Annotated in this window: 22 protein-coding genes; 15 read left to right on the top strand and 7 right to left on the bottom strand. The window is 57.2% G+C overall.

Annotation, left to right across the window (positions count from 1 at the left end; genetic code table 11):
* Positions 1-60: 60 nt before the first annotated feature.
* Positions 61-237, top strand: a complete 177-nt coding sequence (locus ABJN86_RS10260; RefSeq protein ID WP_348366862.1) for a zinc-finger domain-containing protein — start codon at positions 61-63, stop codon at positions 235-237.
* A complete protein-coding gene (gene polA / locus ABJN86_RS10265) occupies positions 237-3023 on the top strand; it encodes a DNA polymerase I (RefSeq protein ID WP_348366863.1) in 2787 nt (928 codons plus the stop codon). Before ABJN86_RS10260 ends, polA begins: the two co-directional genes overlap by 1 nt.
* A 3-nt stretch (positions 3024-3026) precedes the next feature.
* Here the strand turns inward: polA and ABJN86_RS10270 are convergent, their stop codons facing one another.
* Together ABJN86_RS10270 and ABJN86_RS10275 are read right to left on the bottom strand one after the other, a co-directional pair.
* Positions 3027-3656, bottom strand: a complete 630-nt coding sequence (locus ABJN86_RS10270; protein ID WP_348366865.1) for a LysE family translocator — start codon at positions 3654-3656, stop codon at positions 3027-3029.
* Between the two features lie 442 nt (positions 3657-4098).
* Positions 4099-4686: a DUF1285 domain-containing protein gene (locus ABJN86_RS10275; protein WP_348366867.1), complete on the bottom strand. Its 588-nt coding sequence runs from the start codon at positions 4684-4686 to the stop codon at positions 4099-4101.
* A 66-nt stretch (positions 4687-4752) separates the two neighbouring features.
* On the opposite strand from ABJN86_RS10275, the gene ABJN86_RS10280 reads away from it, so the two are divergent.
* From ABJN86_RS10280 to ABJN86_RS10295, 4 genes are read left to right on the top strand one after another with little or no spacing between them, the layout of a single operon-like run.
* Complete coding sequence (locus ABJN86_RS10280) at positions 4753-5760, top strand: MoxR family ATPase (protein WP_348366868.1); 1008 nt, start codon at positions 4753-4755, stop codon at positions 5758-5760.
* On the top strand, positions 5757-6662 hold the full coding sequence (locus ABJN86_RS10285) for a DUF58 domain-containing protein (RefSeq protein ID WP_348366870.1): 906 nt from the start codon (positions 5757-5759) through the stop codon (positions 6660-6662). Before ABJN86_RS10280 ends, ABJN86_RS10285 begins: the two co-directional genes overlap by 4 nt.
* Positions 6659-9403, top strand: a complete 2745-nt coding sequence (locus tag ABJN86_RS10290; RefSeq protein WP_348366871.1) for a DUF4159 domain-containing protein — start codon at positions 6659-6661, stop codon at positions 9401-9403. Before ABJN86_RS10285 ends, ABJN86_RS10290 begins: the two co-directional genes overlap by 4 nt.
* A gap of 3 nt (positions 9404-9406) precedes the next feature.
* Positions 9407-11470, top strand: a complete 2064-nt coding sequence (locus ABJN86_RS10295) for a hypothetical protein (protein WP_348366872.1) — start codon at positions 9407-9409, stop codon at positions 11468-11470.
* Here the strand turns inward: ABJN86_RS10295 and ABJN86_RS10300 are convergent.
* Together ABJN86_RS10300 and ABJN86_RS10305 are read right to left on the bottom strand one after the other, a co-directional pair.
* On the bottom strand, positions 11467-11829 hold the full coding sequence (locus ABJN86_RS10300) for a hypothetical protein (protein WP_348366874.1): 363 nt from the start codon (positions 11827-11829) through the stop codon (positions 11467-11469). The genes ABJN86_RS10295 and ABJN86_RS10300 overlap by 4 nt on opposite strands.
* On the bottom strand, positions 11826-12554 hold the full coding sequence (locus ABJN86_RS10305; protein WP_348366875.1) for a DUF599 domain-containing protein: 729 nt from the start codon (positions 12552-12554) through the stop codon (positions 11826-11828). The genes ABJN86_RS10300 and ABJN86_RS10305 overlap by 4 nt, the downstream gene beginning before the upstream one ends.
* A 91-nt stretch (positions 12555-12645) precedes the next feature.
* Here ABJN86_RS10305 and ABJN86_RS10310 point away from each other — a divergent pair, with 91 nt between their 5' ends.
* The 5 genes from ABJN86_RS10310 (at position 12646) to ABJN86_RS10330 (ending at position 18870) form a co-directional block, all read left to right on the top strand.
* On the top strand, positions 12646-14079 hold the full coding sequence (locus ABJN86_RS10310; protein WP_348366877.1) for an FAD-linked oxidase C-terminal domain-containing protein: 1434 nt from the start codon (positions 12646-12648) through the stop codon (positions 14077-14079).
* A 42-nt stretch (positions 14080-14121) separates the two neighbouring features.
* Positions 14122-15219: an FAD-binding protein gene (locus ABJN86_RS10315; RefSeq protein ID WP_348366879.1), complete on the top strand. Its 1098-nt coding sequence runs from the start codon at positions 14122-14124 to the stop codon at positions 15217-15219.
* Between the two features lie 3 nt (positions 15220-15222).
* Complete coding sequence (gene glcF, locus ABJN86_RS10320; RefSeq protein ID WP_348366880.1) at positions 15223-16554, top strand: glycolate oxidase subunit GlcF; 1332 nt, start codon at positions 15223-15225, stop codon at positions 16552-16554.
* 917 nt (positions 16555-17471) lie between these two features.
* Positions 17472-18278 carry a trypsin-like serine protease gene (locus ABJN86_RS10325; RefSeq protein ID WP_348366881.1) on the top strand — a complete coding sequence of 269 codons (807 nt, stop codon included), beginning with the start codon at positions 17472-17474 and terminating at the stop codon, positions 18276-18278.
* Positions 18279-18420: 142 nt separating this feature from the next.
* Positions 18421-18870: an Hsp20 family protein gene (locus ABJN86_RS10330; RefSeq protein ID WP_348366883.1), complete on the top strand. Its 450-nt coding sequence runs from the start codon at positions 18421-18423 to the stop codon at positions 18868-18870.
* Between the two features lie 85 nt (positions 18871-18955).
* Here ABJN86_RS10330 and ABJN86_RS10335 read toward each other — a convergent pair whose 3' ends face one another.
* Positions 18956-19816, bottom strand: coding sequence for a hypothetical protein (locus tag ABJN86_RS10335; protein ID WP_348366884.1), 861 nt, complete (start codon positions 19814-19816; stop codon positions 18956-18958).
* Between the two features lie 113 nt (positions 19817-19929).
* Here ABJN86_RS10335 and miaB point away from each other — a divergent pair, with 113 nt between their 5' ends.
* The 4 genes from miaB (at position 19930) to ABJN86_RS10355 (ending at position 23614) form a co-directional block, all read left to right on the top strand.
* Positions 19930-21246: a tRNA (N6-isopentenyl adenosine(37)-C2)-methylthiotransferase MiaB gene (gene miaB / locus ABJN86_RS10340; RefSeq protein WP_348366886.1), complete on the top strand. Its 1317-nt coding sequence runs from the start codon at positions 19930-19932 to the stop codon at positions 21244-21246.
* Positions 21247-21546: 300 nt separating this feature from the next.
* Complete coding sequence (locus ABJN86_RS10345; RefSeq protein WP_348366888.1) at positions 21547-22119, top strand: OmpA family protein; 573 nt, start codon at positions 21547-21549, stop codon at positions 22117-22119.
* A gap of 12 nt (positions 22120-22131) precedes the next feature.
* Positions 22132-22458: a hypothetical protein gene (locus ABJN86_RS10350; protein ID WP_348366890.1), complete on the top strand. Its 327-nt coding sequence runs from the start codon at positions 22132-22134 to the stop codon at positions 22456-22458.
* A 160-nt stretch (positions 22459-22618) separates the two neighbouring features.
* Positions 22619-23614 carry a PhoH family protein gene (locus ABJN86_RS10355; protein WP_348366939.1) on the top strand — a complete coding sequence of 332 codons (996 nt, stop codon included), beginning with the start codon at positions 22619-22621 and terminating at the stop codon, positions 23612-23614.
* 2 nt (positions 23615-23616) lie between these two features.
* On the opposite strand, the gene ABJN86_RS10360 is transcribed toward ABJN86_RS10355, so the two are convergent.
* Both ABJN86_RS10360 and ABJN86_RS10365 read right to left on the bottom strand, forming a co-directional pair.
* Complete coding sequence (locus ABJN86_RS10360) at positions 23617-24984, bottom strand: radical SAM protein (protein ID WP_348366891.1); 1368 nt, start codon at positions 24982-24984, stop codon at positions 23617-23619.
* A 153-nt stretch (positions 24985-25137) separates the two neighbouring features.
* A complete protein-coding gene (locus ABJN86_RS10365) occupies positions 25138-25968 on the bottom strand; it encodes a DUF547 domain-containing protein (RefSeq protein WP_348366893.1) in 831 nt (276 codons plus the stop codon).
* Positions 25969-26437: the final 469 nt, after the last annotated feature.

Below are 26437 nucleotides of genomic sequence, written 5' to 3' on the forward strand. Positions count from 1 at the left end.
TACGCGCCAGACCGCTATGATCGCATCCTCTAATTTATTCTTGTAATGGGACGATTCATCATGGCCACTGCAGCCCCCGAGATCGAAATTGTGGACAGCATGCGCGTGGCGTGCGACGGCGGCGAAGGGGCGTTGGGCCACCCGCGCGTTTGGTTGCAAATCCCTGCGGTAGGCTTCGTTGAATGCCCTTACTGCGACAAGAAGATCATCCACAAAGACTTTGAGGGCAAAGTCTAGTGACGTTTGGCAAGGGTTGCCATCTACACCTGATCGACGGCTCTGCCTTTATCTTCCGCGCCTACCACGCCTTGCCGCCCCTGACGCGCAAGTCTGACGGGCTGCCCATCGGGGCGGTCGCGGGCTTTTGCAACATGTTGCAGCGCTACGTTGAGGGCAACACAGGCGCGGATGCGCCAACACATGTGGCGGTGATCTTTGACAAAGGATCGCACACGTTTCGCAACGACATGTACGACCTCTACAAGGCCAACCGCGAGGCCATGCCCGAGGATTTGCGCCCGCAAATGCCCCTGACCCGCGAGGCGACAGTCGCGTTCAACATCGCTTGCGAAGAGATGGAAGGCTATGAGGCCGACGACATCATCGCGACCTTGGCCGTGCAGGCACGCGAACTTGGCGGGCGTTGCACCATTATCTCTAGCGACAAGGACATGATGCAGCTCGTCGGTGGTGGCGTCGAGATGTATGACGCCATGAAGAACCGCGTCATTGACGTCGAAGGCGTCGAGGAAAAGTTTGGCGTTGGCCCCAACCGCGTCGTTGATGTGCAAGCGCTGGCGGGCGACACCGCCGATAACGTGCCCGGCGCGCCCGGGATCGGGGTTAAGACCGCCGCCTTGCTGATCAACGAATACGGCTCCCTAGAGGAGCTGCTGGACCGCGCCGAAGAGATCAAGCAGCCCAAACGCCGCCAGACCCTGATCGACAACCGCGCGCAAATTGAGCTGTCCAAACGCTTGGTGCAGCTCGATGAGGCCACGCCGCTGAAGTTCTCTATTGATGATCTAGAGGTGCGCGACCCTGACCCAGAAAAACTGCTGGGCTTCTTGGCCGACATGGAATTCCGCACGCTGACCAAGCGCATTGCAGACAAGCTGGGCGCGGAGGCTCCGGTGATCGAAGACGCGGCCCCTGCGTCAGCTGATGCACCGGAAATGCCCGAGATCAAGGACGCGGTCTATGACACCGTTCGCGACGGCGCGGAGCTGCAAAAATGGGTCGATTTGGCCTATGAGCACGGTCACGTGGCAGTGGATACCGAGACAACCGGCCTCGACGATATGGTGGTGGATCTTGTCGGCATCTCGCTGTGTGTGAACGCGGGCCATGCCTGCTATATTCCGCTGGCTCATAAGCAGGGCGGGGATGATCTGTTCGGGGCGGATGCGCCCTCTGAGGGGCAAATGCCGCTGCAAGAGGCGCTCGATATTCTGAAGCCGATGTTGGAGGACGAAAGCATCCTCAAGATCGGGCAGAACATGAAATACGACGCCAAAATCTTCCATCGCTACGGGGTGGAAGTGACGCAGTTCGACGACACCATGTTGATCAGTTACGCCCTGAACGCTGGCCTTCACGGCCACGGCATGGACGCGCTGTCGGAGCGCTACCTGAACCACAAACCAATCGCGATTAAGACGTTGCTGGGGACGGGCAAAAGCCAGATCACTTTTGACCGCGTGCCGATTGATGACGCCACGCCCTATGCCGCAGAGGATGCCGACATCACCCTTCGCCTGTGGCAGGTGTTGAAGCCGCAATTGCATGTGAAAGGCGTCACGACTGTTTACGAGACGTTGGAGCGTCCCTTGGTTCCCGTGCTGGCCCAAATGGAGCGGCACGGTGTCAAAGTTGATCGCGATACGCTCAGCCGGATGTCCAATTCCTTCGCCCAAAAGATGGCAGGGCTAGAGGCGGATATCCACGAGCTTGCGGGCCAAGACTTCAACGTGGGCTCGCCCAAGCAGCTTGGTGAAATCCTCTTTGATAAGTTGGAACTCCCTGGCGGCAAGAAGGGCAAGACGGGGGCATATTCCACTGGCGTCGACATTCTGGAGGACCTCGCGACCGAGCATGAATTGCCGCGCAAGGTTCTGGATTGGCGCCAACTGTCCAAGCTGAAGTCCACCTACACGGATGCGCTGCAAACCCATATCAACGCGGACACTGGCCGTGTGCACACAAGCTATTCCATCGTAGGGGCCAACACGGGGCGCTTGTCGTCGTCGGACCCGAACCTGCAAAACATCCCCGTGCGCTCCGAGGAGGGTCGCCGCATCCGCGAAGCCTTCGTGGCGGATCAGGGCAATGTTTTGGTGTCGCTCGACTATAGCCAAATTGAGCTGCGCATCCTCGCCCATGTCGCGGGTATTGATGCGCTCAAGCAAGCCTTCAAGGACGGTCATGACATTCACGCCATGACCGCCTCCGAGATGTTCGATGTACCGTTGGACGAGATGACGCCTGACATTCGCCGTCAGGCCAAGGCAATCAACTTTGGGGTGATTTACGGCATCTCCGGCTTTGGCTTAGCACGCAACTTGCGCATCCCGCGCTCCGAGGCGCAGGGGTTCATCGACCGCTACTTTGAACGCTTCCCCGGCATCCGCACTTATATGGATGAGACCGTTCAATTCGCCAAAGACCACGGCTATGTGCAAACGCTGTTCGGGCGCAAAATCAACACGCCAGAGATCAGCGCCAAAGGCCCCGGCGCGGGCTTTGCCAAACGCGCGGCAATCAACGCGCCGATCCAAGGCACAGCCGCTGATGTGATCCGCCGCGCGATGATCCAAATGCCCGCCGCGATTAAAGACCTGCCCTGCAAAATGCTGCTACAGGTCCATGATGAATTGATCTTCGAGGTGCCGGAAGCCGACGTGGACAAGACGATCAGCACCGTGCGCGACGTGATGGAAAACGCCTCTGACCCAGCCGTGAAATTCGACGTGCCCTTGGTGGTCGACGCCGGACAGGGCGCGAACTGGGCCGAGGCGCATTAGGCTTTAGGCAGCACGTCTGACGGCTGCGGTGGCGATGCCCATGGCCACCAAGGCCGCGCCACCTGTGCGGGTTAGCCAGACAATGACCGAAGGGCGCTGCATTCGGCTGCGCATTTTGTCGGCTAGAAGCGCATAAGTCAGTGCGTTGAGGGTCGCCAACCCTACGAAGGTCGCGATCAAAATGGCGAACTGGGGTAGAAGCGCTGCTTGCGGGTCCACAAACTGTGGAACGAAGGCGATGAAAAACACGATCGACTTTGGGTTTAATGCGGTGACGATGGTGGCGTTGGTAAAGCACTCGCGTGCTGAGGGCTCACGTGAGGATTGCAGGTTCCCCAATTTAGCGGCCCCCGCGCTGCGCAGAAGCTGGATGCCCATGTAAATTAGGTATGCAGCGCCAATCCATTTCAAGGTGGTGAATAGCGTGGCAGATGCAAGGACTATGGCGCCCAACCCCGCAAGTGAGGCGCTCATGGCGATCAGGTCGCCCAATGCCACGCCTGCAGATGTCGCAAGTGCCACTTTTCGCCCATGGCTCAACGCATAGCTAAGCACCAACAGAATTGTCGGTCCAGGAATGAGAAGTAGGGCGGTGGAAGCGGCGACAAATGTGAGCCAGACTGAAACATCCATGTGGTGTGATCTCCTTATGCAGTGCTCAGTAAAGAACCGCGTGCAGGAGATAGTCCAGTCGGAATGTGTTTATTTGTCTTGTTGCGTTGGGACGGTCATTGGGCAGTTGCAGCTGCGGTAAACGGCTTTGCGCACAAACGGTCCGATACTCACCAAAACCAAAAATGCGACGGGCCAAGCGAACATCCATGCTCCCGTCCAAACATGCATAAATGCCCCAGACGCCCCAACCATTCGAAACGTTGCCACACCGCAAACTAACGAAGACATAAGTGCCGACGTAACGGCGCTGAACAGCAGGTGGGCCATGAAAAAACGGGACATATGGTGCTTTCGGATTCGACAGAGTGTGATCGCAGCTTACCCAATACCTTCGTGCGGAAATAGCCTACGAACGCACTACTTCTGTGCGCCAATGTGTGAGTGGCGGGCGGATCGAAAACTAATCACCGAGTTCACTTGAGCGGATTATCGGGAAAAATTCGCCTGAGGACCACACGCCAAACCAATCATTGTGATGCGTCCCCAGATCAACCAGCCTGTAGAAACTTTTGCGGTCCACCAAGGCCTCTAGGTTGCGTCGGACCAGCACATAGGGGGACGGCTCGCCGTGTTCGTCATAGGAGACACGCAAAGGGTGCTCAACCCCTGCAACAAAGCTGTCGCCGACGTGGGTCTCAAAACGTAGCTTTTGATCTGCACCGGCACCGCTGGCGTCGAAATCGATAGCAACAAAGGGTGCGTCATCGACCGTGATCCCGACCTTTTCCACAGGGGTGACAAGGAAGTAGTCGTCGCCATCTTTGCGAATGATCGATGAGAACAGCTTCACCAAGCCTGCCCGCCCAATGGGCGTTCCAAGGTAGAACCACGTCCCGTCCCGCGCGATGCGCATGTCTAGGTCTCCGCAGAACGGCGGATTCCATTTATCTACGGGGGGCATGCCGCCTTTGGCGCCTTCTTGCGCAGCTGCTGCGATGCTTTCCGCCGATGGAAGCTCAAGCTTTTGTGCATCGGTGCCTTTTGCCATTCCGTTATCCCGTCATTTCTGCCTTTATGTCTGTAATGAGTATAGCCGCCCCAAGGGAGTTGTCATATGGCCGACGCGCAGGAATTGGTAAAAGATATAGAAGCCCTTGCGGAGAAGCTAAGCGCCGCCCGCGCCAGCATCGGCCAAAAGATCATTGGGCAGCAAGATGTTGTGGACCTATCACTGGTGGCGATGCTGTCAGGGGGCCATGCGTTGCTTATGGGGCTTCCCGGACTTGGTAAGACCTTGTTGGTGGATACGCTGTCCACCGTGATGGGGCTGAGTTCTAACCGTGTGCAATTCACACCTGACCTGATGCCCGCCGATATTATCGGTTCGGAGGTGCTGGAAACTGCGGATGATGGCAGCCGCTCCTTTCGCTACATCGAGGGGCCTATTTTTGCGCAATTGCTGATGGCGGATGAGATCAACCGCGCCTCGCCTCGAACCCAATCCGCGTTGTTGCAGGCGATGCAGGAGCGGTCTGTGACCGTAGCGGGCGTTGACCACGACCTGCCCGCGCCGTTCCACGTTCTGGCCACCCAAAACCCGTTGGAGCAAGAAGGCACCTACCCGCTGCCCGAAGCGCAACTCGACAGGTTCCTTTTGCAGATCAACGTGGATTACCCCGACCGTGATACAGAGCGCGACATCTTGTTGGCCACGACGGGGACCGCCTCTGCGCAAGCCACGGAAGTGTTCACGGGTGACGAACTGTTGGCGGCGCAAAATCTGGTGCGCAGCATGCCTGTTGGTGACGCGGTGGTGGAGCATATCCTTGATCTGGTCCGCGCTTGCCGCCCCGATGAGGCCGAGGCCACAGATTTGGTTCGCGAAACCGTTGCATGGGGGCCTGGCCCGCGTGCCGCCCAAGCCTTGATGCTGACCGTCCGTGCGCGGGCGTTGCTGCAGGGTCGCTTGGCTCCGTCCTCGGATGATGTGTTGGCGTTGGCCGATCCGATCTTGTCGCACCGCATGGCGCTTAGCTTCGCCGCCCGTGCGGAAGGGCGTGTCTTGACGGATGTTATCGCCGACGTCGCGGCCCAAACCGGCCAAAGGAAAGCTGCCGCGTGAGCCAAACAGCCCCCACTGATCCTGCGAGCACACCGGCTGGCCTTAGGCATCGTGCCGAGGCCCATGCCAGTGCGTTTCCTGCCCTTTTGGCGCAGGCAGAGCATCTGGCCGCAACGGTTCTATTGGGGGATCATGGCCGCAAACGTGCGGGCATGGGGGATGAGTTTTGGCAGTACCGCCCGACAGGTCACGGTGATGGATTACGCGATGTGGATTGGCGCCGCTCGGCCCGATCAGACGCGACTTTCGTGCGCCAAAAAGAATGGCAAGCGGCGCAATCGGTGATGCTGTGGGTGGATGACGCAATGTCCATGAGCTTTTCTGGCGGCAAGGATCGCCCCACTAAAGGTCACCGCGCTCGCGTGATCGCCATGGCGCTTTGCGTGCTGCTGAACAAGGGCGGCGAGCGTTTCGGCCTTGCCAATCGCGGCACCCCACCTCGCAGGGGCGAGGGCCAGCTGGGCCGGATCGCAGGCCATCTGATGAATGCCCAAGGCGAGGCTGACTACGGCACGCCAAACGCCCGCGTCTTGCCTGCGGGGTCGCGTGCGGTATTTATCTCGGACTTCTTGGGCGACCCAAAAGAGGTTGAGATGGCCCTGACCTCCGCCACGGACCGCGGCGTTCGCGGAGCCTTGGTGCAGGTGCTTGATCCCGACGAAGAAGCCTTCCCATTTGATGGCCGCACGGTGTTCGAGAGCATGTCCGGCGCGATCAAGTTCGAAACACTCAAGGCCAACTCCCTGCGCGATGCCTATCTTGATCGCCTGAAGCAACGCAAAGCCCGCTTGCAGGATTTGGCGCGAAAAACCGGTTGGCGATACATGTGCCATCACACCAATGACCCCGCGGCTAAGTCGCTGATGTGGCTGTACCAATCCCTTGAGCGAGGTGCCGCATGATCGCCAATCTCGCCTTTACCACGCCGCTTTTGCTGATCGCCCTCGCAGTCCTTCCAATCTTGTGGTGGCTGCTGCGAGCGGTGCCGCCCGCGCCCATCAAGCGACGCTTCCCCGGTATTGCGCTGCTGTTGGGGTTGAACGACGATGAGAGCCAAACCGACACCACACCTTGGTGGCTGCTGTTGCTTCGCATGCTGGCCGTCGCGGCCTTTATCATTGGCTTTGCGGGGCCGATTCTGAACCCTGAAGAGGATCGCGCTGGATCGGGTCCATTGTTGATTGCGATGGATGGATCATGGGCCAGTTCGCGTGACTGGTCAGGGCGCATTTCACGGGTCGAGGATTTGTTGGCCGAGGCTGGCCGCGAAGGTCGCCCCGCCGCAGTTGTTGTGCTGTCCGAGCCAACGTCGGGCGAGTTGAGGTTCCAATCGGCTGATGCTGTTGCCGCAACGCTGGCGGGCGTGCAGCCCCGCGCATGGGAGCCGAACGCGGCGACCCTGACGGATTGGTATGGCCGCCTAGGCTCTACGGACTTTGAGACGATCTGGTTCTCTGACGGGTTGGACCGCGCAACGCGCACGGATACGCTGGCCGCCTTTGACGCCAAAGGCGAGGTGACCATCATTGAAACCGCGCGGCCTATCTACGCGCTGACGCCTGCGGTGTTCAAAGACGGGCGCATCTCGGTCACTGCCCTACGCAGCCCGACATCTGCCGCGCATGAGCTGACATTGCTGGCCATGGGGCCGGACCCAAATGGCGTTGAGCAAGTGTTGGCCACGGCTACTGCTGAATTCACCATCGGGGCGGATCGCGCAGAAGTGCAGCTTGATCTGCCGTCCGAGTTGCGCAACCGCGTTAATCGTTTCGAGATCCAAGGCACGCGCTCCGCCGGTGCCGTGACTTTGACCGACGACGCGCTAAAACGTCGCGAAGTGGGGCTGCTGTCTGGCCGCGACGACCAAGAGGCGCAGGACCTGCTGTCGCCACTTTACTATCTAAACAAGGCGCTGGTCCCGACCGCTGATCTCATTGAGGGAGTATTGCAAGACATGCTGCTCGCCAGTCCTGACGTGTTGATGTTGGCCGATGTCGCTACGGTGTCTGGCGCGGAGCGTGATGCCCTGCTGGATTGGGTGGACGAGGGCGGCATGTTGGTCCGCTTTGCGGGCCCGCGAACCGCTTCGGCGGATATTGAGCGGAATGACCCCTTGATGCCTGTGCGCCTTCGCGCAGGTGGGCGCAGTGTGGGCGGGGCGATGTCTTGGGGTGAGCCTAAGGCGCTGCGGGCCTTCACTCGCGACAGCCCGTTTTTTGGCCTGACCATTCCCGAAGACGTGCAGGTGAGCAGTCAGGTTGTGGCCGAGCCTGACCCCGAACTGGCAGAGCGCACAATTGCCTCGCTTGTCGATGGCACGCCCTTGGTGACACGCAAATCCCTAGGCGACGGGCAGATCATTTTGTTTCACGTCACCTCCAATGCCGAATGGTCCACCCTGCCTTTGTCGGGCCTGTTCGTGCAAATGCTGGAGCGCTTGGCGATCTCCACCCGACCCGCCGAAATCGCCGCTGAAGACCTGATTGGAACCACATGGGTTCCCGAGGAGACATTGGATGCATTCGGGGTGGTGCGCGACGCGGGCAACCTTGCGGGCATTGCGGGAGAGACGGTGGCCGAAACCCCCATTGGGGCCGATCTGCCGCCGGGGCTCTACGCCGGCGAAGACCGCCGTTTGGCTATGAATGTGTTGCCTTCAGATGCAGAGTTGTCGCCCTCAACTTGGCCCGCTGGCGTGACTGTGGAAGGTATACTTGTGGCGGAAGAAACGCCGCTTATGGGCGCATTGCTCAGTGCAGCGCTGGCCTTGTTGCTGGCTGATATATTGGCCTCATTGGCTCTGTCTGGAAAGTTGCGTGGGGCTACTGCTGCGGCGGTGGTGCTCGTTGCGGTTACGAGCATGCCGGAGATGTCAAATGCCCAAGATGACGCGCGGGCCTTGCAAGCCACGTCTGACGTGGTTTTGGCCTATGTGAAAACTGGTGATCCCAAGTTGGACCGCGTGTCTGAGGAAGGGTTGCGCGGGTTGTCCGTTAGCCTGTTCCGGCGGACGTCTATTGAGCCTGCTGACCCGCTAGAGGTGGATTTGGAGACGGATGAGTTGTCGTTTTATCCGCTGCTTTACTGGCCGATTACCGAAAGCCAACCCACCCCGTCGTCGCAAGCATATTCCAAACTTAACCGCTATTTGCGCACCGGTGGGATGATCCTGTTCGACACTCGTGATGGCAATATCGGCGGCTTTGGCACCTCTACGCCACTGGGCCGCAAGTTGCAGGCCTTGGCAGCACCTTTGGATATCCCCGCGCTGGAACCAATCCCGCAGGACCATGTTTTGACCCGCACCTTCTATTTGCTGCAAGATTTCCCGGGGCGTTTCTCGTCGCGCGATATTTGGGTGGAAGCTGCCCCCGCAGATGCCGAGGCCGCCGAAGGCTTGCCGTTCCGCGATTTGAACGATGGGGTGACCCCTGTGCTGATCGGCGGCAACGATTGGGCGGCCGCTTGGGCGCGTGATGAGCGGGGCAATCCTCGTTATCCCGTGGGGCGCGGCTTTGGCGGGGAGCGTCAGCGCGAGCTGGCAATCCGCTTTGGTGTGAACGTGGTGATGCATGTCCTTACCGGTAACTACAAGTCCGATCAGGTCCATGTTCCGGCCCTGCTAGAGCGGCTGGGGAATTAGCATATGGATGTGATTTTTGACCCCCTCGTGCCATGGGTTGCCCTTTATGCGGCGGCGGCAGTTGCCGCGATCTTTTCCATTATAGCCATCTGGCGTGGCCTTGGAGGTTGGTGGCTTCGCGCCCCTGCTATGGCTGTGCTGCTGGTCGCATTGGCGAACCCGTCGCTACAAGACGAAGAGCGTGATCCACTGTCTGATATCGTGGTGATGCTGGTGGATGAGACGGCCTCGCAACGCCTGTCCGATCGCGAAAGCCAAACGGCGCAAGCGGTCGATGCGTTAAGCGCGGACATCACCGCGCGCGGCATGGAGCTGCGTCAAGTGACCGTGCCTGACGGGCAGGGCGACGCGGGTAGCGAGTTGATGACCGCGTTAAGTGACACATTGTCCGAAGAACCCAAATCGCGCCTCGCCGGCACCTTGCTTATCACGGATGGCCAGTTGCACGATGCGGCACGCGCACCGGCGTTGGAGGCCCCGCTTCATACATTGCTCACAGGGCGAGAAGCCGATTGGGATCGACGCCTGATCATCAAAAATGCGCCAGCCTTTGCCATTCTCGACGAAGAGATCAAGCTGACTATACGCATCGAGGATCAGGGTCGCGTTCCAGTCGGAATTCCTGAACTCGCCAGTATCTCCATCGCAATAGACGGGGCACGGGCGCAGAACTTCAAAGTCCCGGTTAATGAGGATTTGGAGCTGCCTCTAACGCTGCCACACGGTGGTATGAATGTGCTGCAATTTGATGTCGCCGCAGACGAGACAGAGCTGACTGATCGTAATAATTCGGCGGTGGTGCAGATCAACGGTGTGCGCGACCGCCTGCGCGTGCTGCTGGTCTCGGGCGAGCCACACGCGGGGGAACGCACATGGCGCAATCTGCTCAAATCCGACAGTGCTGTGGACCTTGTCCACTTCACCATCCTGCGCCCGCCCGAAAAGCAAGACGGCGTTCCGGTGTCAGAGCTGTCGCTGATCGCCTTCCCGACGCGGGAGTTGTTTCTTGAGAAGGTCGACGAGTTCGATCTGATTATCTTTGATCGCTACAAGCGACGCGGCATTCTGCCTGCCCTCTATTTCGACAGCATCCGTCAATATGTTGAGGGCGGCGGCGCGGTGCTGGTGGCGGCGGGCCCTGACTTTGCATCGGCTGACAGTATTTTCCGCTCGCCTTTGGGTGAAATCATTCCGGCTCAACCGACGGCCCGCGTCTTGGATCAAGGCTTCAAGCCGTTGGTGTCTGAACTTGGCCAGCGCCACCCCGTCACCGAAGGCCTAGAGAAGTTTGCGCCAAACCCAACCGTTGACGGTGTTCCGGGTTGGGGGCGTTGGATGCGGCAAATCGAGGTCGAAGCGCTTCAAGGTCAAACGGTTATGTCGGGCATCGAGGATCGCCCATTGCTGACGCTGGACCGCGTGGGCGACGGGCGCATTGCGTTGATGGCGTCGGATCAGGCGTGGTTGTGGCATCGCGGCTATGAGGGCGGTGGCCCGCAGTTGGAACTGCTGCGCCGCCTTGCCCACTGGATGATGAAAGAACCTGATCTTGAGGAAGAGGCGCTTACGGCGGTGGTCGAAGGGCAAACCATGTCTCTGACGCGCCGGACTTTGGATCTGGAAGTGGGCGAGTTGGAAATCACTGCGCCCGATGGGACCGTGACACTGCTGCCTTTGACCGAGACCAGCCCCGGACGCTTCACAACAACCTTTGTCGGGCCGCAACAAGGGTTGTACCGCCTGAAAGAGGGGGATCATGAAAGCGTCGTTGCATTGGGGCCAGCAGCCCCCCGAGAATTTATCGAAACCGTGGCGTCCGGCGACAAGCTGGAAGGCATCGTGGATGCAACGCGGGGTGGAATCTTGCGCCTAGAAGACGGCATTCCTGATCTGCGCATGGTTGGCGAGGGACGGAATGCTGCCGGTCGCGGTTGGATCGGGTTAACCCCGCGCAATGCCTATGTCACCACCAATGTGACGGTCACGCCCATAGTGTCGCCTTGGCTGTTTTTGCTTCTGGCGATGGTGCTGACGGTTGGCGCGTGGCTGCGCGAAGGGCGCCGTTAGTTTTTCAACTTCACCGAGTAGGTTTTGTCGGACCAACCATGCACACTGTCGTGGGCGCGGATGATGACCTCTTTAACCCCATCTGGGATGGTCACGCCTGACAAGGAGCGTGTGAAGGGTTGTTCATTTTCATGCGGGTGCGTCAGTTTACGGTACCCCAACTCGGTGCCATCAGGGGCGTTGACGGACCAGCCATCTGCATAGTGGTCCCAGCCCGAGTCAGGATGTTTGATGGTGACGTCAAAGCTCCAACCATTGCCAGCTTGTCGGGCGGCGACCTTCTCGATGGACGCTTGGTCAGCAAATGCAGGGGCACTAAGCAGGCCAAGGGCGATAACGGTATTCAACAGGGATTTCATACTTTGGTTTCCTCAGTTGTTTTGGGCAAAGCAGGCCCGTCAATTAATATACTACGCGGAATGGAGGCAAATTCTCGCTGCCAAATGATGTAGGTGACGATCGTGGCGGATATGAGCAAGGCAATCGGGCCCATTAACCACGCTAAAGCACCCAAAGAATAGTAAATTGCGCGTAATCCGCGGTTGAAGTTCCAAGCTGCGCGTATGTTGATGTCTGCTGCTTGCTCCGCGCGCTCATAAACGGTTGGCGCGGTTGTATCATTGGGCACTGATGCCATGACGACGGCGCAATAGCCGAACAGCCGGTTTGACCACACAAATTTCAAGAAGCCGTAAGTGAGGAACAGGGCAACGGTTAGCAGTTTGAACTGCCAGATGATGCTCGGAATGTTATCGAGGGTCAGGTCAGAGGCGACATGCTGGATTTGGTCGGTGTTGCCAATCACGGCCAGCACGCCGCCAATTGCAATCATACAGCCTGACGCGAAGAATGATGTGCCTTGGCGTAGGTCCGCTAAAACGGCTGCGTCGAAAATGCGCGGGTCGCGGGTCACCATTTGGCGCATCCACTCGCGGCGATACTCAATCATTAAGATGGTCACAGATGGCTTTGCGGCGTTCGGACGCTCGATCCACCAGCTAATGATGAACCAGCTAGCCACCAATAAAGCCACCGCAAGGGCGTCTAGAGGGGTTAATAAAGTTAGGTGATCTTGAACATTCATGGGGCAATGCTAGCCGCGTTTTCTAGGACTTGCCATAGATGTAAATTGGTAATATGTTTTTACCAATTACTCTGTTTCGATAGGATAACCCATGGAAATGCCAGTCCCAGATGCAAGAATTATGGCTAAAAAGGCCAAACTGGTGGAGCGATTGCAACAGGTTCTTCCGACCGATGCAGTGATCTATGATGAATTTGAGACCCGTGCATATGAATGCGACGCGTTAACGGCCTATAAATGTCCGCCGCTTTGCGTGGTGTTGCCGTCGTCCACTCGGGAAGTCTCGGAGGCATTGAAAATCTGCCATGAGGAAAACGTGCCAGTGGTGCCGCGCGGCGCTGGCACATCCCTTGCGGGCGGGGCCTTGCCAACTGCGGATTGCGTGATCCTCGGGGTGGCCAAGCTGACGGATGTGCTGGAGACGAATTACAACGACCGCTATATCCGCATCCAAACCGGCATGACCAACCTGTCTGTGACAGGCGCGGTTGAGGAGAATGACTTCTTCTACGCCCCAGACCCGTCCTCCCAGCTTGCTTGTGCCATTGCGGGCAACATTGCGATGAACTCCGGCGGCGCGCATTGCCTGAAATACGGGGTGACGACGAACAACCTTCTGGGCGTCACCATGGTGCAGATGGACGGCACCGTTGTTGAGATCGGCGGCGCGCATCTGGATGCGCCGGGGTATGACCTGCTTGGGTTGATCTGCGGCTCCGAAGGGCAAATGGGAGTGGTGACAGAGGCCACTTTGCGCATCCTTCGCAAGCCTGAAGGTGCGCGCCCCGTGCTGATGGGCTTCGACGACAATGAGGTCGCTGGCGCTTGTGTGGCTGACATCATCAAGGCGGGTGTTCTGCCCGTGGCGATTGAATTTATGGACCGCCCCGTTATCCGCGCCACCGAGGCCTTTGCTGGCGCCGGATACCCAGATTGCGAGGCTCTATTGATTGTGGAGGTCGAAGGCTCCCCACAAGAGATCGACGACCAGCTTAGCAAAATCATGGACATCGCTCGCAAGCATAACCCTGTGGAGTTGCGCGAAAGCACCTCCGCCGAGGAAAGCGCCAAGATTTGGCTGGGACGCAAGTCCGCGTTTGGCGCTATGGGGCAGATCAACGACTACATGTGCCTAGACGGGACGATCCCCGTGTCGGAACTTCCTTACGTGCTCAAACGCATTGGGGAATTGTCCAAGCAATACGGGCTGGGCGTCGGGAACGTGTTCCACGCAGGCGACGGAAACATGCACCCGCTGATCTTGTTTGATGCGAACAAAGAAGGCGATTTGGAGCTGTGCGAGGCCATGGGGGCGGATATTTTGCGCTTGTGCGTCGAGGTCGGCGGCTGCCTGACAGGGGAGCACGGCGTGGGCATCGAGAAACGTGATCTGATGTTTGACCAATTCACCCCCAATGACCTTGAGGCGCAGATGAAGGTGAAGGACGTCTTCGATCCCAAATGGCTTTTGAACCCTTCAAAAGTGTTTCCACTTTCTGCCACAGAGTCTCGCCGCGCTGGCTAATTGGGCGCGCAGAACAACAGATCAATAGAAGATAGACCCGATATGATGAACCCTGACAGTGAACAGGCATTGGCCGAAATAGTCGCTAGTGCAAAAAGCCCATTCCGCATTCAAGGCGGGGGGACGCGATTGCACGGCGCGGCACAGGGGAATGTGCTGTCCACTGCGGGCCTGAGCGGTATCAAGCTTTACGAGCCAGGCTCGCTGACGTTGGTGGCGCAAGCGGGTACGCCCGTGTCTGAAATCCAAAAAACGTTGGCTAAGGAAAACCAACGGTTGCCCTTTGAGCCACGGGACTACCGCAAACTGCTCGGCACCTCTGGGGAGCCAACTATCGGGGGCGTTGTTGCGACAAATTCATCCGGCCCGCGCCGCATCCAAGCGGGGGCGTGCCGCGATAGCCTAATTGGGGTGCGATATGTGGACGGGCAGGGCGAGGTCATCAAAAACGGTGGCCGCGTGATGAAGAACGTCACGGGCTATGATTTGGTCAAGTTGATGGCGGGCGCCTACGGCACTTTGGGGGTTATGACGGAAGTGAGCTTCAAGGTCTTGCCCGGGATTGAGACGACAAAAACGTTGCTGCTTCACGGGCTGGACGTCACCCGCGCGGTGCAGGCCATGTCCATCGGGCTTGGTTCTCCATTCGAGGTATCGGGTGCGGCGCAAAATATAAAGCAAGGCTTAACAGCGCTTCGGCTGGAAGGCTTTGCGTCATCGGTCACATACCGCATGAAGGGCTTGCGAGACCTGCTAAAAGAGTTTGGCGAGATGGAGGAACTGGAAGCAGGCGCGTCAGATGAATTCTGGGCGGATGTTTGCGATGCAACTCAGTTTGCGCAAGACAATGGTGATCTGTGGCGGATTTCCGTGAAACCCAGCGACGCAGCAGAGGTGGTGGCGCGCCTGCCAAGCGACGCAGATGTGTCTCTTGATTGGGGTGGCGGATTGATCTGGGCTGTGGTGCCTGAAGGGGCGGATGTGCGCAGCGCATTAGGGGATGTTGCAGGCCACGCCACATGTCTGCGCGGCGATGCGGAAATGTTCCACCCAGAGCCTGCGGCGCTTGCCGCCTTGTCGGAAGGCTTGCGTCGTCAGTTCGATCCACGCGGCATCTTTAATACCGGAATGATGGGGTAAATCATGCAAACCAACTTCTCCCCCGAGCAGCTCAAAGACCCAGCCATGGCGCGCTCCGAAAAGGTGCTGCGCAGTTGTGTTCACTGCGGGTTTTGCACCGCCACTTGTCCCACATACCAAGTGCTGGGGGATGAGTTGGACAGCCCGCGTGGGCGCATCTATCTGATCAAGGACATGCTGGAGAACAGCCGCAAGCCGGATGCCAAAACGGTGAAGCACGTAGATCGCTGCTTGTCGTGTCTCGCCTGTATGACGACCTGTCCGTCCGGCGTGCACTATATGCATCTGGTCGACCATGCCCGCGAGTATATCGAGCAACATTACGACCGCCCCTTTACCGATCGTGCGCTTCGCTGGGTGTTGGCGCGGATTTTGCCCTATCCCACTCGGTTCCGTTTGGCGCTGTTTGGGGCCAAGATCGCGCGCCCCTTCGCGCGGTTCATGCCTGATCCGCGTTTGCGTGCGATGATCGAGATGGCGCCCAAAAATATTCCGCCTGTGTCGCGCAATGATGATCCGCAAAGCTTCGCACCTGAGACGGCCAAAAAGATGCGCGTGGCGCTTATGACGGGCTGTGCGCAAAAGGCGCTGAACACCGATATCAACGACGCCACCATCCGCCTGCTAACCCGCTTGGGCTGCGAGGTGGTCGTGGCTGAAGGCGCGGGGTGTTGCGGGGCGTTAACTCACCACATGGGCAAGGCCGACGAGAGCCACGCCACGGCTGCCAAAAACATCCACGCATGGAGCGCGGAGATGGACGGCGGGGGATTGGACGCGATCGTCATCAACACCTCCGGTTGCGGCACGACGGTGAAAGACTACGGGCATATGTTCCGCGATGGCCCCCTTGCGGCGCAGGCGCAGGCTGTCTCGAACATCACTATGGATGTGTCCGAGGTGCTGATGAAGCTGGACCTGCCGGAAGGTTCGGATCAAGAGCTGCATGTGGCCTATCACGCGGCGTGCTCTTTACAGCACGGCCAGCAGATCAAGACCTACCCCAAAGACCTGCTGCGGCGTGCGGGCTTCACTGTGTTGGAGCCAAAGGACCCGCATCTATGCTGCGGCTCGGCTGGGACCTATAACCTGATGCAGCCGGAAATATCCAAGGAGCTAAAGGACCGGAAGGTGAAGACCTTGGAGGCCAAGAACCCCGACATCATCGCGGCGGGCAACATTGGTTGCATGATGCAGATCGGCTCCGCCACGCAGGTACCGATTGTGCACACAGTTGAGCTATTGGATTGGGCAACGGGTGGCCCAAAGCCCCCCGCAATGCTGGCCGCCGCGAACGGGGGAGTACGCCCGATGGACATTCCGGTCCTGCGCTAGCACGATGGACGTTTGAGGCAGGACTAAATTCAATGAACAGGAAAGCCATTTATAAAATCTGTGGGGTCGTCCTAGGTCTAGGTGTATTGTTCTGGGGTGTATTTCCGTCTGGGTTCCTAATGCGATCAACTGATCAAGCGAATACCCAAGATGGTACGGCCTTCCACTTGGGTTGTGCTGGTGAACCGTGTGAGCCGTTGTCATGGGTAGTGGACCAGAATGCGTTTCCGGAATCGTTTATTGACCGGCGAACTGACAGCAATACCCACAACGTTTCCCGCTGGGAGGCGCTGACTTACCAGATTGCAACTCATAGGTTTCCAACTGCTCAGTCTTGTTTGACGAGACGTGCCAAGTCTGAGTTCGGGTATGATCTGACCAAGGTTAACTGGCGCGCAATGAGCAGTGACGCCAAGGCGAAGGTGTGCCTGTTCCGCATCAATAGCGTTATTGGCGACCCAGAGAAGTCTGCCGCTTGGTTCCAAAGCGTGGGATTCAAAACCCTAATCAAGCGGTATCCCGTTGGGCATTTTAGGGCAGGAAGCGTCACACTATTTGTCACTTGGATTAGGGAAGATGGTGGAGCGAAGTCTCCATTTGGGTGGAGTGAGAACTGGTTGCTGAAAACTCTATCCTATGGTTCCGGTGGAGCCGTTTATTGGGATGCTAACGGATCGCTGACTGTCGTGAGCATAGGATACACAATCTTGTAGCAAGATTGTGCGACAAACTCATCCTGTCACTGCTGCACAATACCCTCAGTTTCGTGGTTGCTTGGATTGGGGTCTGGACATGACTGCTATCTGTGGCCTCATTAGGCTATGCGGGCGTGGGTGGCCAAAAATGACAGCTCCTAGCCGCAATTTCGCCTCAACTGTTCTCTAAGTGGGGTCAAAACGGGCATATCGGGGCGATTGATGCGTATACTGGCAACACTGATCACGGCAATCATACTGACGACCTCCGCACATGCGGAAGGGGCCTTGCGGTCGCTAGGGTCACTTGATGCGACGAAAGCTTGGCAGGGCGTGGGGCGCATCAATTTGGGCACCTCGGGGTTTTGCACGGGTACGTTGATTGCACCTGATCTGGTTTTGACAGCGGCGCATTGCTTTTTTGATAACGATGGTAACCGTACCCAAGATGCCGACATTGAATTTTTAGCAGGCTGGCAGCACGGTCGCGCCTCGGCGTATCGTGGCGCGAAGCGGTCGGTGATCCACCCTGATTACGTCTACAAGGGGCGTGGAAACGTCGACAAAGTGTCCTCCGATCTGGCGTTGATCCAGTTGGATCAGCCGATCAAAAACCCCTCAATCCGCCCATTTGCCACGGGCACCGAGGTTGGCCGCGGGCAGGAGGTGCAGGTGATTTCCTACGCCAAAAACCGCGAGGATTCGCCATCCATTCAGGAAACATGCAACGTTCTTGCACGTGATCCGGGGGTCTATGTGACGTCGTGTGATGTGGACTTTGGCTCCTCCGGCGCGCCGATTTTCGCAATTCAAAACGGTGAGCCCGTCATCTTGTCAGTGGTGTCCGCCAAAGCTGAATGGCGCAAGCAAAAGGTGGCGCTTGGGGTTGGTTTGGACCAACGCCTATCCGTCCTTTTAAGCGAGATTGAGTACAATGACGGGGTGTTTCGCCGTGTCGACACTGGCGCATCTCGTGTCGCGCTGCAATCCGGTGTGCAGCCTTCAGGGGCCTTGTTTATCAAGCCGTAGACATCAGGGTCTTGAAACCCAGATCCCGCTTTCCCACATCAATACTACCGGATGCCCAATAGGGGTTCGGTACACGCAAATGGGCCTGTCCATATGGAAGGCCCGCACACGCAAACATTGCTTATTGATAAGGATGCACTAAATGCGAGCATATGATTTCACGCCCCTTCACCGCGCCACCGTTGGTTTTGATCGGGTTGCCGATCTGATGGACAGGGTTCTGTCCTCGGAGGTTCAGACCTCCACCTATCCACCCTACAATATTGAGCGCACGGACGAAGACGCCTACCGCATCTCGGTGGCTGTCGCTGGCTTCTCCGAGGCGGATTTGACCGTCGAGCAACGCGAAAACGCGCTGATCGTGTCGGCGAAGAAGGCGGATGAGAGCGCGGCAAAGACCTACCTGCACCGCGGCATCGCGACCCGTGCGTTTGAGAAACGCTTCCATCTGGCGGACCATGTTCGCGTGACTGCCGCTAACAATGCTGACGGCATGCTGCATATCGATCTGGTGCGGGAAGTGCCCGAGGCGTTGAAGCCGCGTCAAATCCAGATCGGCAAAACGGCTAAGGCGCAGGTTCTAGAAGCCTAAACCTTCGCATCAGTTGAGCGCCCCTCGTCCTCCCACGGGGGGCGTCTCATATTTTAGGTACAGAAAGTTTGAGGCGAATTGCCTCCTAAAACCACTGCCCCGGCTCCATCAATCCCAGCTCCAACAGTTGATTGGAGTGCCAGTCAAAATGGGCGGAGTTCTTCCACCAGAAGTGCGGGATCTCGTACATTGACCCCGGATTGGACACCAAGGCCTTCGCGGTTCGGAACGAGCAGATCGTGCCGGAGATATTGTGGTGCCACGGGCAGGCGTAGGTGTTGTACTCTTGCTCGCTAAAGGTGTGGTCGCCGTATAGCCTCAGATCCTTGGTGGCTTGGAACAGTCCTACGCGGTCGATGCGGCGGCGCAGCCACGGGATGTGCTCCTCAAAGCGCCAGCGCAAGCCGCCAAAGAAGTCCAACTGCCGTTCCAGCGCTTCGCCGTCCTCGCTAAACCGCGCAAGGGCATAGTAGCCGGACTTGTCTAGGTGGGCCTGATCTAGCGACACGGCGTTGGGATGCTTGCCGAGATCATTGGAGTATAGATCGACGACATAGGTCATCATGGATTGACGGCGTTCTTCGACGATGAAGGCGATCAACTCACGCACGTTGCGGGTTTCGCAAAACGGGAAGAACAAGTATTCGGCGTTAAAGCAGTAATGCATCCAGACGCCGGGAAAGAGTTTAATCACCTCGGTGGTGATGCTGGCGAAGGCATCTTGTTTGTGCACATCCGCTTCGATCAGGTGAAGACCGTCATTGTCCTCGGGCAACAAATGGCCTGCCGCGAAGGCTAGGATTTCGCGAAAGCCGGACTTCTTTAGATGATCGATGGTGCTTGTGACCTCGGTGTCATCTTCAATGAACAAAAGCGCAAACGGCCCCTTCGGGGAGAGTTGGCTGGTGGCGACGCTTAAAAAGTCGCTAAGTGAGCTGTGCCGCATGCCTGCCGTTCCATCGTTTCTGCTTGCGGCTAAACTCTGTCATCCCGCCTTGAATTGCAAGATCGCGCAGGCTGCGGTATGCCCCGCCCCAACCCTTGTTACACCGGTGCATCATGTCCAACACTAAGAAGCTCTTTATTAAGACCTATGGCTGTCAGATGAATGTCTATGACAGCGAGCGCATGGCGGAAGCTTTGGGGTCTGACGGCTATGAGACCACCGAGGTCATGGCGGACGCGGACATGATCCTGCTTAACACCTGTCACATCCGCGAAAAGGCGGCTGAGAAGCTGTATTCCGATCTGGGCCGGATGCGCCCGTTGAAGGACGAAAAGCCGGATTTGAAAATCGGCGTCGCGGGCTGTGTGGCCCAAGCCGAGGGGGGCGAGATCATGCGCCGCCAACCTATGGTTGATTTGGTCGTGGGGCCGCAGACTTATCACCGCCTTCCTGACCTGATGGCGAAGGTGAACAAGGGCGAAGCGGCGCTTGATACGGATTTCCCTGAAGAAGACAAATTTGAGCACCTACCCAAGCGGGTGAGCAAGGCACGCCCGTCTGCATTTTTGACCGTGCAGGAGGGTTGCGACAAGTTCTGCGCCTTCTGCGTTGTCCCATACACGCGCGGGGCCGAAGTGTCGCGCCCGCCAGAGCGCTTGATCGCGGAGGCGCAAAACCTAGTGGAGCGCGGTGTGCGCGAGATCACACTGCTTGGTCAGAACGTTAACGCTTACCATGGCGAGGGCGAGGATGGCACATGGGGGTTGGCTCGCCTGATATGGGCGCTGAGTGACATTGAGGGGCTCAAGCGCATTCGCTTCACGACCTCCCATCCTAACGATATGGAAGACGCTCTGATCGAGGCGCATGGCACCTGCGACAAGCTGATGCCATATCTGCATTTGCCGGTGCAATCTGGCTCCGACAAGATACTCAAGGCGATGAACCGCAAGCATACGGCCGCAAGCTATATCGAATTGATCGATCGCATCCGTGCTGCTCGGCCTGATCTATTGCTGTCAGGCGACTTTATTGTTGGCTTCCCCGGCGAGACGGAGGAGGACTTTGAGGCAACCATGGATTTGGTGCGCAAGGTAAACTACGGGCAGGCTTATTCGTTTAAATATTCGGCCCGTCCCGGCACGCCTGCCGCAGAAAAAGAGGCGGTCGCCGATGACGTCGCTTCTGATCGATTGCAGCGCCTTCAGGCCTTGCTTAGCGAACAGCAATACGCCGCGCAGCGTGGGATGGTTGGTCGTGTGGTCAAGGTACTGTTTGAGAAGAAGGGCCGCGAGGCTGGGCAGATTATCGGCAAGTCCGATTATTTGCACGCAGTCCATTGCGAGGCGCCAGAAGATATGATCGGGACGGTTCAATCCGTGCGCATCGTCGCAAGTATGACAAATTCCCTGACGGGTGAGTTGACGTAGGGTCGCAGAACTTCTGCATCTTTGAGGTAACGTTTTCGTGTGCGGGGCAGTTTGGCTTGCACAAAGTGAGTCAAATTTGCGCCATTGTCGCCGACTTGGCAACTATATGTAGTAAAAACTTCTTTAATCTATACTTAAGTTGGCTAAGATACGCATATATTGAGAGGCGGGTCGAAGCTCGGACAAGTCGCAATGAAACAGTTCAATGGTACAACAAAAAGAGGGACGGGGAACGTGCACATTAATCTCGTAAAATCCCTGAGGACAGCGATTACAGGATGCGCCGTAGCGGCGGCAACCTTGACGCTTTCAACAGAAGGCGCATCCGCGCAGCAGCAATACGTATTCACAGAAGATGGCTTTACCCAAGGTACGGTAAAAAACGGCAAGATCGCGCGTCGTACGACTATTCGTGCAGAGCGTTATGTTCCAACCATCTGGATTGATCCCGATGGCTGTGAGCACTGGGTTATGGATGACGGGTTCGAAGGATTTATGACGCCGCATGTAACGCGTCAGGGCATTCCGGTTTGCCGACGTGGTAACACCTGTGCAGTTATGAACTCGGATCAGTTGTTTGCTACCAATCAAGCGAGCATCAACGGCGCAAACAAAAAACGCCTTCAAGAGTTCTTCAAGTCCGCAGGGGCGACAGCCTATGCGATCGAAGGTCACACCGACAGCCGCGCAAGTGACGCTCACAATCTGAACCTGTCGCAGCGCCGCGCACAAGCCGTGGCTCAGGTTGCCCGTTCCGTTGGGGCGCGAGTGGTGTCTACCCGTGGTTATGGTGAGCGTGTGCCGAAGGCGTCTAACGCGTCGACCAAAGGTCAAGCCGCGAACCGTCGCGTTGAAATTCAGTGCATTCGCTAAGGGGACGATGACATGAAATTGGTAAAAGCATTCACCGCCGTTATCGCTCTTGGCGCACTCGTCGCTTGCGAGGGTGGCACAGGCTCGAACAAAAATGACAAAACGCGTGATTACGGCCACTCCATCTTTGGGCGTGGTAAGAAAGACCTAAGCGAGCTTGAAGCTGGTATCTGGGTTGATCCACGCGGTTGCGATCACTGGATCATCGATGATGGCATCGAGGGTTACTTGTCTGCGCGTCTTGACCGCAATGGCAAGCCAGTATGTTCCGGTGCAGCCCCTCCCGGCTACGCAACTGGCAACTACCGTGGTTCCAAAGACATTGGCGACCCCATCTAGGCGCCTAGCATATAAGCAATTGGAAAAGGCTGTCCTCTGGGACAGCCTTTTTCGTTCCAATCACGTGAAAGATGACTTCTCCCCCTTGCGTGCTCATGCTGGCTCATGCACCCTAAAGGGGTAATATCCAACTCAGGAGAACTCATTGTCCACAAGTGATATGACCGTGGCCGCCACGAATACCGCCCCGTCTGAAACCCTGCTGGAGTTTCCCGACAACCGGTTGCTGATTGACTTATGTGGAGAGTTCGACCGACATCTGGCGCAAATTGAACAGGTGCTGGGCGTGCAGATTGTGCGCCGAGGCAACCAGCTTGCCGTGATGGGCGAGGCGATGGATAAGGCGGCCACCGTGTTGCAGGCCCTCTATGTGAGGCTGGAAGGTGGGCGAACTGTCGAGATGGCCGACATCGAAGCGGAGATCCGCATGGGGCGCGCCGCTGATATGGTTGAGGCCCAAGAGGGCGACCAGATCGAGATGTTCAACGGCGGCGACGTTGAGATCAAAACGCGCAAGAAAACCGTGGAACCACGTACGCAGGCGCAGAAGGACTACGTCAACTCATTGTTCAAAAACGAACTGGCCTTTGGCATTGGTCCCGCCGGTACAGGTAAAACCTATCTTGCGGTTGCCGTTGGTGTGTCGCTGTTCATCACGGGCAAGGTCGACAAGATTATCCTGTCACGTCCAGCGGTAGAGGCCGGCGAGCGTCTGGGCTTCCTTCCGGGAGATATGAAGGACAAGGTCGATCCTTACATGCAGCCGCTTTATGATGCGCTGAATGACTTCTTGCCGGGCAAACAAGCCGCCAAGTTGATCGAAGAAAAGCAGATCGAGATTGCGCCGCTCGCCTTCATGCGCGGGCGCACATTGTCCAATGCCTTCGTGGTGCTGGACGAGGCGCAAAACGCCACGACGATGCAAATGAAGATGTTCCTGACGCGCTTGGGGCAGGGCTCTCGCATGGTGATTACGGGGGACCGCTCGCAGGTGGACCTTCCACGTGGGGTGCAGTCGGGTCTGCGCGAGGCGGAGGATTTGATCAAAGGCGTCAAGGGCGTGTCGTTTAACTACTTCACCTCAAAAGACGTGGTGCGCCACCCGCTCGTTGCACGGATCATCGAGGCCTATGAGGAAGCGGAAGCCAAGGGCTGACCTCACGGTTTTTGAAGCATTCGCTCGCGCGCGGCCAACGCGCGCTGGCGCCCCTTTAATAGCTTATATGGTGCAGGGTTTGGCTCAGTTTGATCTGGCAACTTGGTTACGTTCCCTGTTGCCGCACTCCACCATTCAGTGCTCTGCCCCTTTTGAACAGGGACGGGCTTAAAGATAAGCGCGTCACGTTTGGCGTTGAAGGCGCACATGGACATGGGGCCATCTGATGTCATCGTCATGAAGACACAGGAGGCACAGCGCTCCGCGTCCAATTGCTCTGCATCCATGAAGCTGTGGATCAAAACGCTCATCCGGTGCACGCGCCCGCGGCTTGCGATTAACCCACTGCGGATTTTCCACAAAAGGCCAAGTCCTTTGATTAGCCCTTTCAAAGCAATCTTTGGCGTTCGGCGGATCATTCGCCCGATCACTGGTGCATTGCGTTCTACATCTGGGCTTTCCAGCGCCGGAATGAGTTGGCGCAGGAATGGTGCATCTGCTGTTACCGAAATCGCTTTTTTGCCTGCAACGAGCAAGATGTCGTACCTGTTACACTCGCGGTGCCCGATGGCCAGTGTCGCGCGAAGATCCGTTTCAAACCCTTTTGAAAGCGCGTCTGAGACGATATCGCGGGACAAGGCACTGGCATGATGATCCGAGACGCCACGCCCTGTGTCAGCACCCATTTGAAAGGACGCGAGTGTTATATGTGCCGCATGATCGCGAAAGAAACGGGCCATTAAGGGTAATTCGTCGATGTTGCCGTCAAACACAGTCGTGTTGAACAGAATGCGCAACCCAAGGCCTTTCGCCCTGTTAATGTAGTCACGCCTTACAGAGTTCAGGCTCGCTTCTGTTGGGTAGCCTTTGCGTTCTTCCGTCAGATCGACATGGAAGGCGACGTCATTTAATCCGGCACGTGCAAGACGCGTTAGCATAGTGCGTGTGGCGCGAATTCCATTTGTCATCAAACAAGACCGAAGACCCAAGCGGCGGATTTCGGTACAGATCGCTTCGAGATCTTCGACGGAGCGCAATGTGGGGTCGCCACCGCTGATCTGCACAGGCGTACCTGGCCCGTAATGCTGCGCAATCATCGCAATGCGGGTGAACAAGATCGGCAATGGTATGTCGTGGGCAAGCTCCGCGCGATCCGACAAGTAGCATAGCGAACAATCGAGATTGCAGCGCTGCGTTATTTCCAACGACACGCAGGCCATTGGATAAAACCGCCCCGCAGTTTGCAGGTCATCATATTGCCCCGCTGCAGCCAGGCCGTCGCGCAAAGGGGCTTTCTGGTCGGTTCCCTCAAAGGTGCGTCCTCGCGCGGCAAAAGCCGGATCGCCGTGAATGTCTAGATCGTTCGCCATAGGATGTTCCCGCGGTTAAATTCCGCCTTACGTTGTCGTGCATTCGGCCCTCACGCCAGAGGTCGTCTCCCAACAATGACGTGAGGTCTTTCAACATCGCGTCATGTCAGCGCGCACCCAATTAGCAAAGGTCAACCAACCTATGGCGCGTCGTTACTGTACTTCATTCAAAGACCAGTCGTAGTCATATCCATCAATGCGCCCGCGTGCCCGCAATGCGGCGGCTTTGGGCGCAGGAGACTTGCTGATCAAACGTGCAAGGACCTCATTTTCAGTGGCCCCGAAATCTTCGCGAAACCAGCTGTAAATCTTGGATGCTTGCACGCGTCCGTCGTCCCCAATGCTGATCCCACGATCATCCGCCAGATATGAAAGCTCCGCCACCTCAAATGCGGCATCAAGTCCTGACCCTTGCCACGCTTGTGGGGCTAGATTGGGACAAGAGGCTGCGGCGCAATTTAGGGCATAATGAATACGCGGTTCATTGAAGGTCGGGCGAATAATACGATGTTCAATGTCGTTGAGGCTAAGCGCCGTGCCATTGACCACAACGTCTTTGCGGTTCCACGGGCCAATGCTGAACGGTCCATCTTTGATCTTTCGGATACTGGTGACGGGATACGCATCTAGCACCACGCGAATGGTTTGCGCATTGTACAGGTTGATCCAATAGGCCAACTGATCATCACGCGTTAGATTGCTTGGATCTCTCTGCTGAAGCTGATTGATGAAGCTTGCCAAATTGGCTTGATCTGTTGCGCCAACAGCCTTGTAGTCCAATCGCGCGATGCCATTTGCGTCCTTGGTCCAATACTTGGCCAAGAACTGGTTATAGACAGCGTAGTTCACTCGTTCAGTTTTCCTTGGAGTTTGGAAGGCGAAGTCTTCGGACAACAAGGTCGGCTGTGGCAAGGCGAGACGCTCGACGGATGCACATGCGCCGAGGCTGACGGCAAGTGTGGCAATTATTAGGGGGCGCAGCATTATTGTCGTTCCTTTCGTTGGATCAAATCGAGTGTGTTCGGTATGGGGCCGTTAGGACAAGCCCCCCTCTCGCAGATGTGCACACTTGGGAATTCAAACAGCTCATGCGCGTCGCGAGTGCTGTGAAGCTGACGATTTCGCCAAAGCGCTCACTCTGCCACCGAAGGTGTCATTTTCTGTAACTTACACGAAGATCGGCTTTGCTTTAGTCGCTGCCTTGCAGGCGGGGTTTTATTGGAAAGGCAGGCGTTCCAAAGGCTTCGCGAAAGCCACGACGTATCCATGGTTATGATTGTGCGCATTTGCACCAAGGTTGTTAATCTCGTAAGAAGCTGTGTTTTTAATTTTTTAAAGTGATGGTTTTCAGATGGTTAGGTCGGCTTTCTACAGCCCGCATCACGTGAATCTCTGATCTAGTAACGGGTTCGACAGGTTGTGTGAGCGCGCGTTGCTATCTTCAGGGTTCTCG

This window comes from Litoreibacter sp., assembly GCF_039974535.1.
Taxonomy (GTDB): Bacteria; Pseudomonadota; Alphaproteobacteria; order Rhodobacterales; family Rhodobacteraceae; genus Litoreibacter.

Excerpts from the sequence above, each read along its gene's own strand:
- ABJN86_RS10260 (WP_348366862.1), top strand. The coding sequence starts at position 61 with ATGGCCACTGCAGCCCCCGAGATCGAAATTGTGGACAGCATGCGCGTG.
- ABJN86_RS10270 (WP_348366865.1), bottom strand. The coding sequence starts at position 3,656 with ATGGATGTTTCAGTCTGGCTCACATTTGTCGCCGCTTCCACCGCCCTA.
- ABJN86_RS10275 (WP_348366867.1), bottom strand. The coding sequence starts at position 4,686 with ATGGCAAAAGGCACCGATGCACAAAAGCTTGAGCTTCCATCGGCGGAA.
- ABJN86_RS10280 (WP_348366868.1), top strand. The coding sequence starts at position 4,753 with ATGGCCGACGCGCAGGAATTGGTAAAAGATATAGAAGCCCTTGCGGAG.
- ABJN86_RS10290 (WP_348366871.1), top strand. The coding sequence starts at position 6,659 with ATGATCGCCAATCTCGCCTTTACCACGCCGCTTTTGCTGATCGCCCTC.
- ABJN86_RS10295 (WP_348366872.1), top strand. The coding sequence starts at position 9,407 with ATGGATGTGATTTTTGACCCCCTCGTGCCATGGGTTGCCCTTTATGCG.
- ABJN86_RS10300 (WP_348366874.1), bottom strand. The coding sequence starts at position 11,829 with ATGAAATCCCTGTTGAATACCGTTATCGCCCTTGGCCTGCTTAGTGCC.
- ABJN86_RS10305 (WP_348366875.1), bottom strand. The coding sequence starts at position 12,554 with ATGAATGTTCAAGATCACCTAACTTTATTAACCCCTCTAGACGCCCTT.
- ABJN86_RS10310 (WP_348366877.1), top strand. The coding sequence starts at position 12,646 with ATGGAAATGCCAGTCCCAGATGCAAGAATTATGGCTAAAAAGGCCAAA.
- ABJN86_RS10315 (WP_348366879.1), top strand. The coding sequence starts at position 14,122 with ATGATGAACCCTGACAGTGAACAGGCATTGGCCGAAATAGTCGCTAGT.
- glcF (WP_348366880.1), top strand. The coding sequence starts at position 15,223 with ATGCAAACCAACTTCTCCCCCGAGCAGCTCAAAGACCCAGCCATGGCG.
- ABJN86_RS10325 (WP_348366881.1), top strand. The coding sequence starts at position 17,472 with ATGCGTATACTGGCAACACTGATCACGGCAATCATACTGACGACCTCC.
- ABJN86_RS10330 (WP_348366883.1), top strand. The coding sequence starts at position 18,421 with ATGCGAGCATATGATTTCACGCCCCTTCACCGCGCCACCGTTGGTTTT.
- ABJN86_RS10335 (WP_348366884.1), bottom strand. The coding sequence starts at position 19,816 with ATGCGGCACAGCTCACTTAGCGACTTTTTAAGCGTCGCCACCAGCCAA.
- miaB (WP_348366886.1), top strand. The coding sequence starts at position 19,930 with ATGTCCAACACTAAGAAGCTCTTTATTAAGACCTATGGCTGTCAGATG.
- ABJN86_RS10350 (WP_348366890.1), top strand. The coding sequence starts at position 22,132 with ATGAAATTGGTAAAAGCATTCACCGCCGTTATCGCTCTTGGCGCACTC.
- ABJN86_RS10355 (WP_348366939.1), top strand. The coding sequence starts at position 22,619 with ATGACCGTGGCCGCCACGAATACCGCCCCGTCTGAAACCCTGCTGGAG.
- ABJN86_RS10360 (WP_348366891.1), bottom strand. The coding sequence starts at position 24,984 with ATGGCGAACGATCTAGACATTCACGGCGATCCGGCTTTTGCCGCGCGA.
- ABJN86_RS10365 (WP_348366893.1), bottom strand. The coding sequence starts at position 25,968 with ATGCTGCGCCCCCTAATAATTGCCACACTTGCCGTCAGCCTCGGCGCA.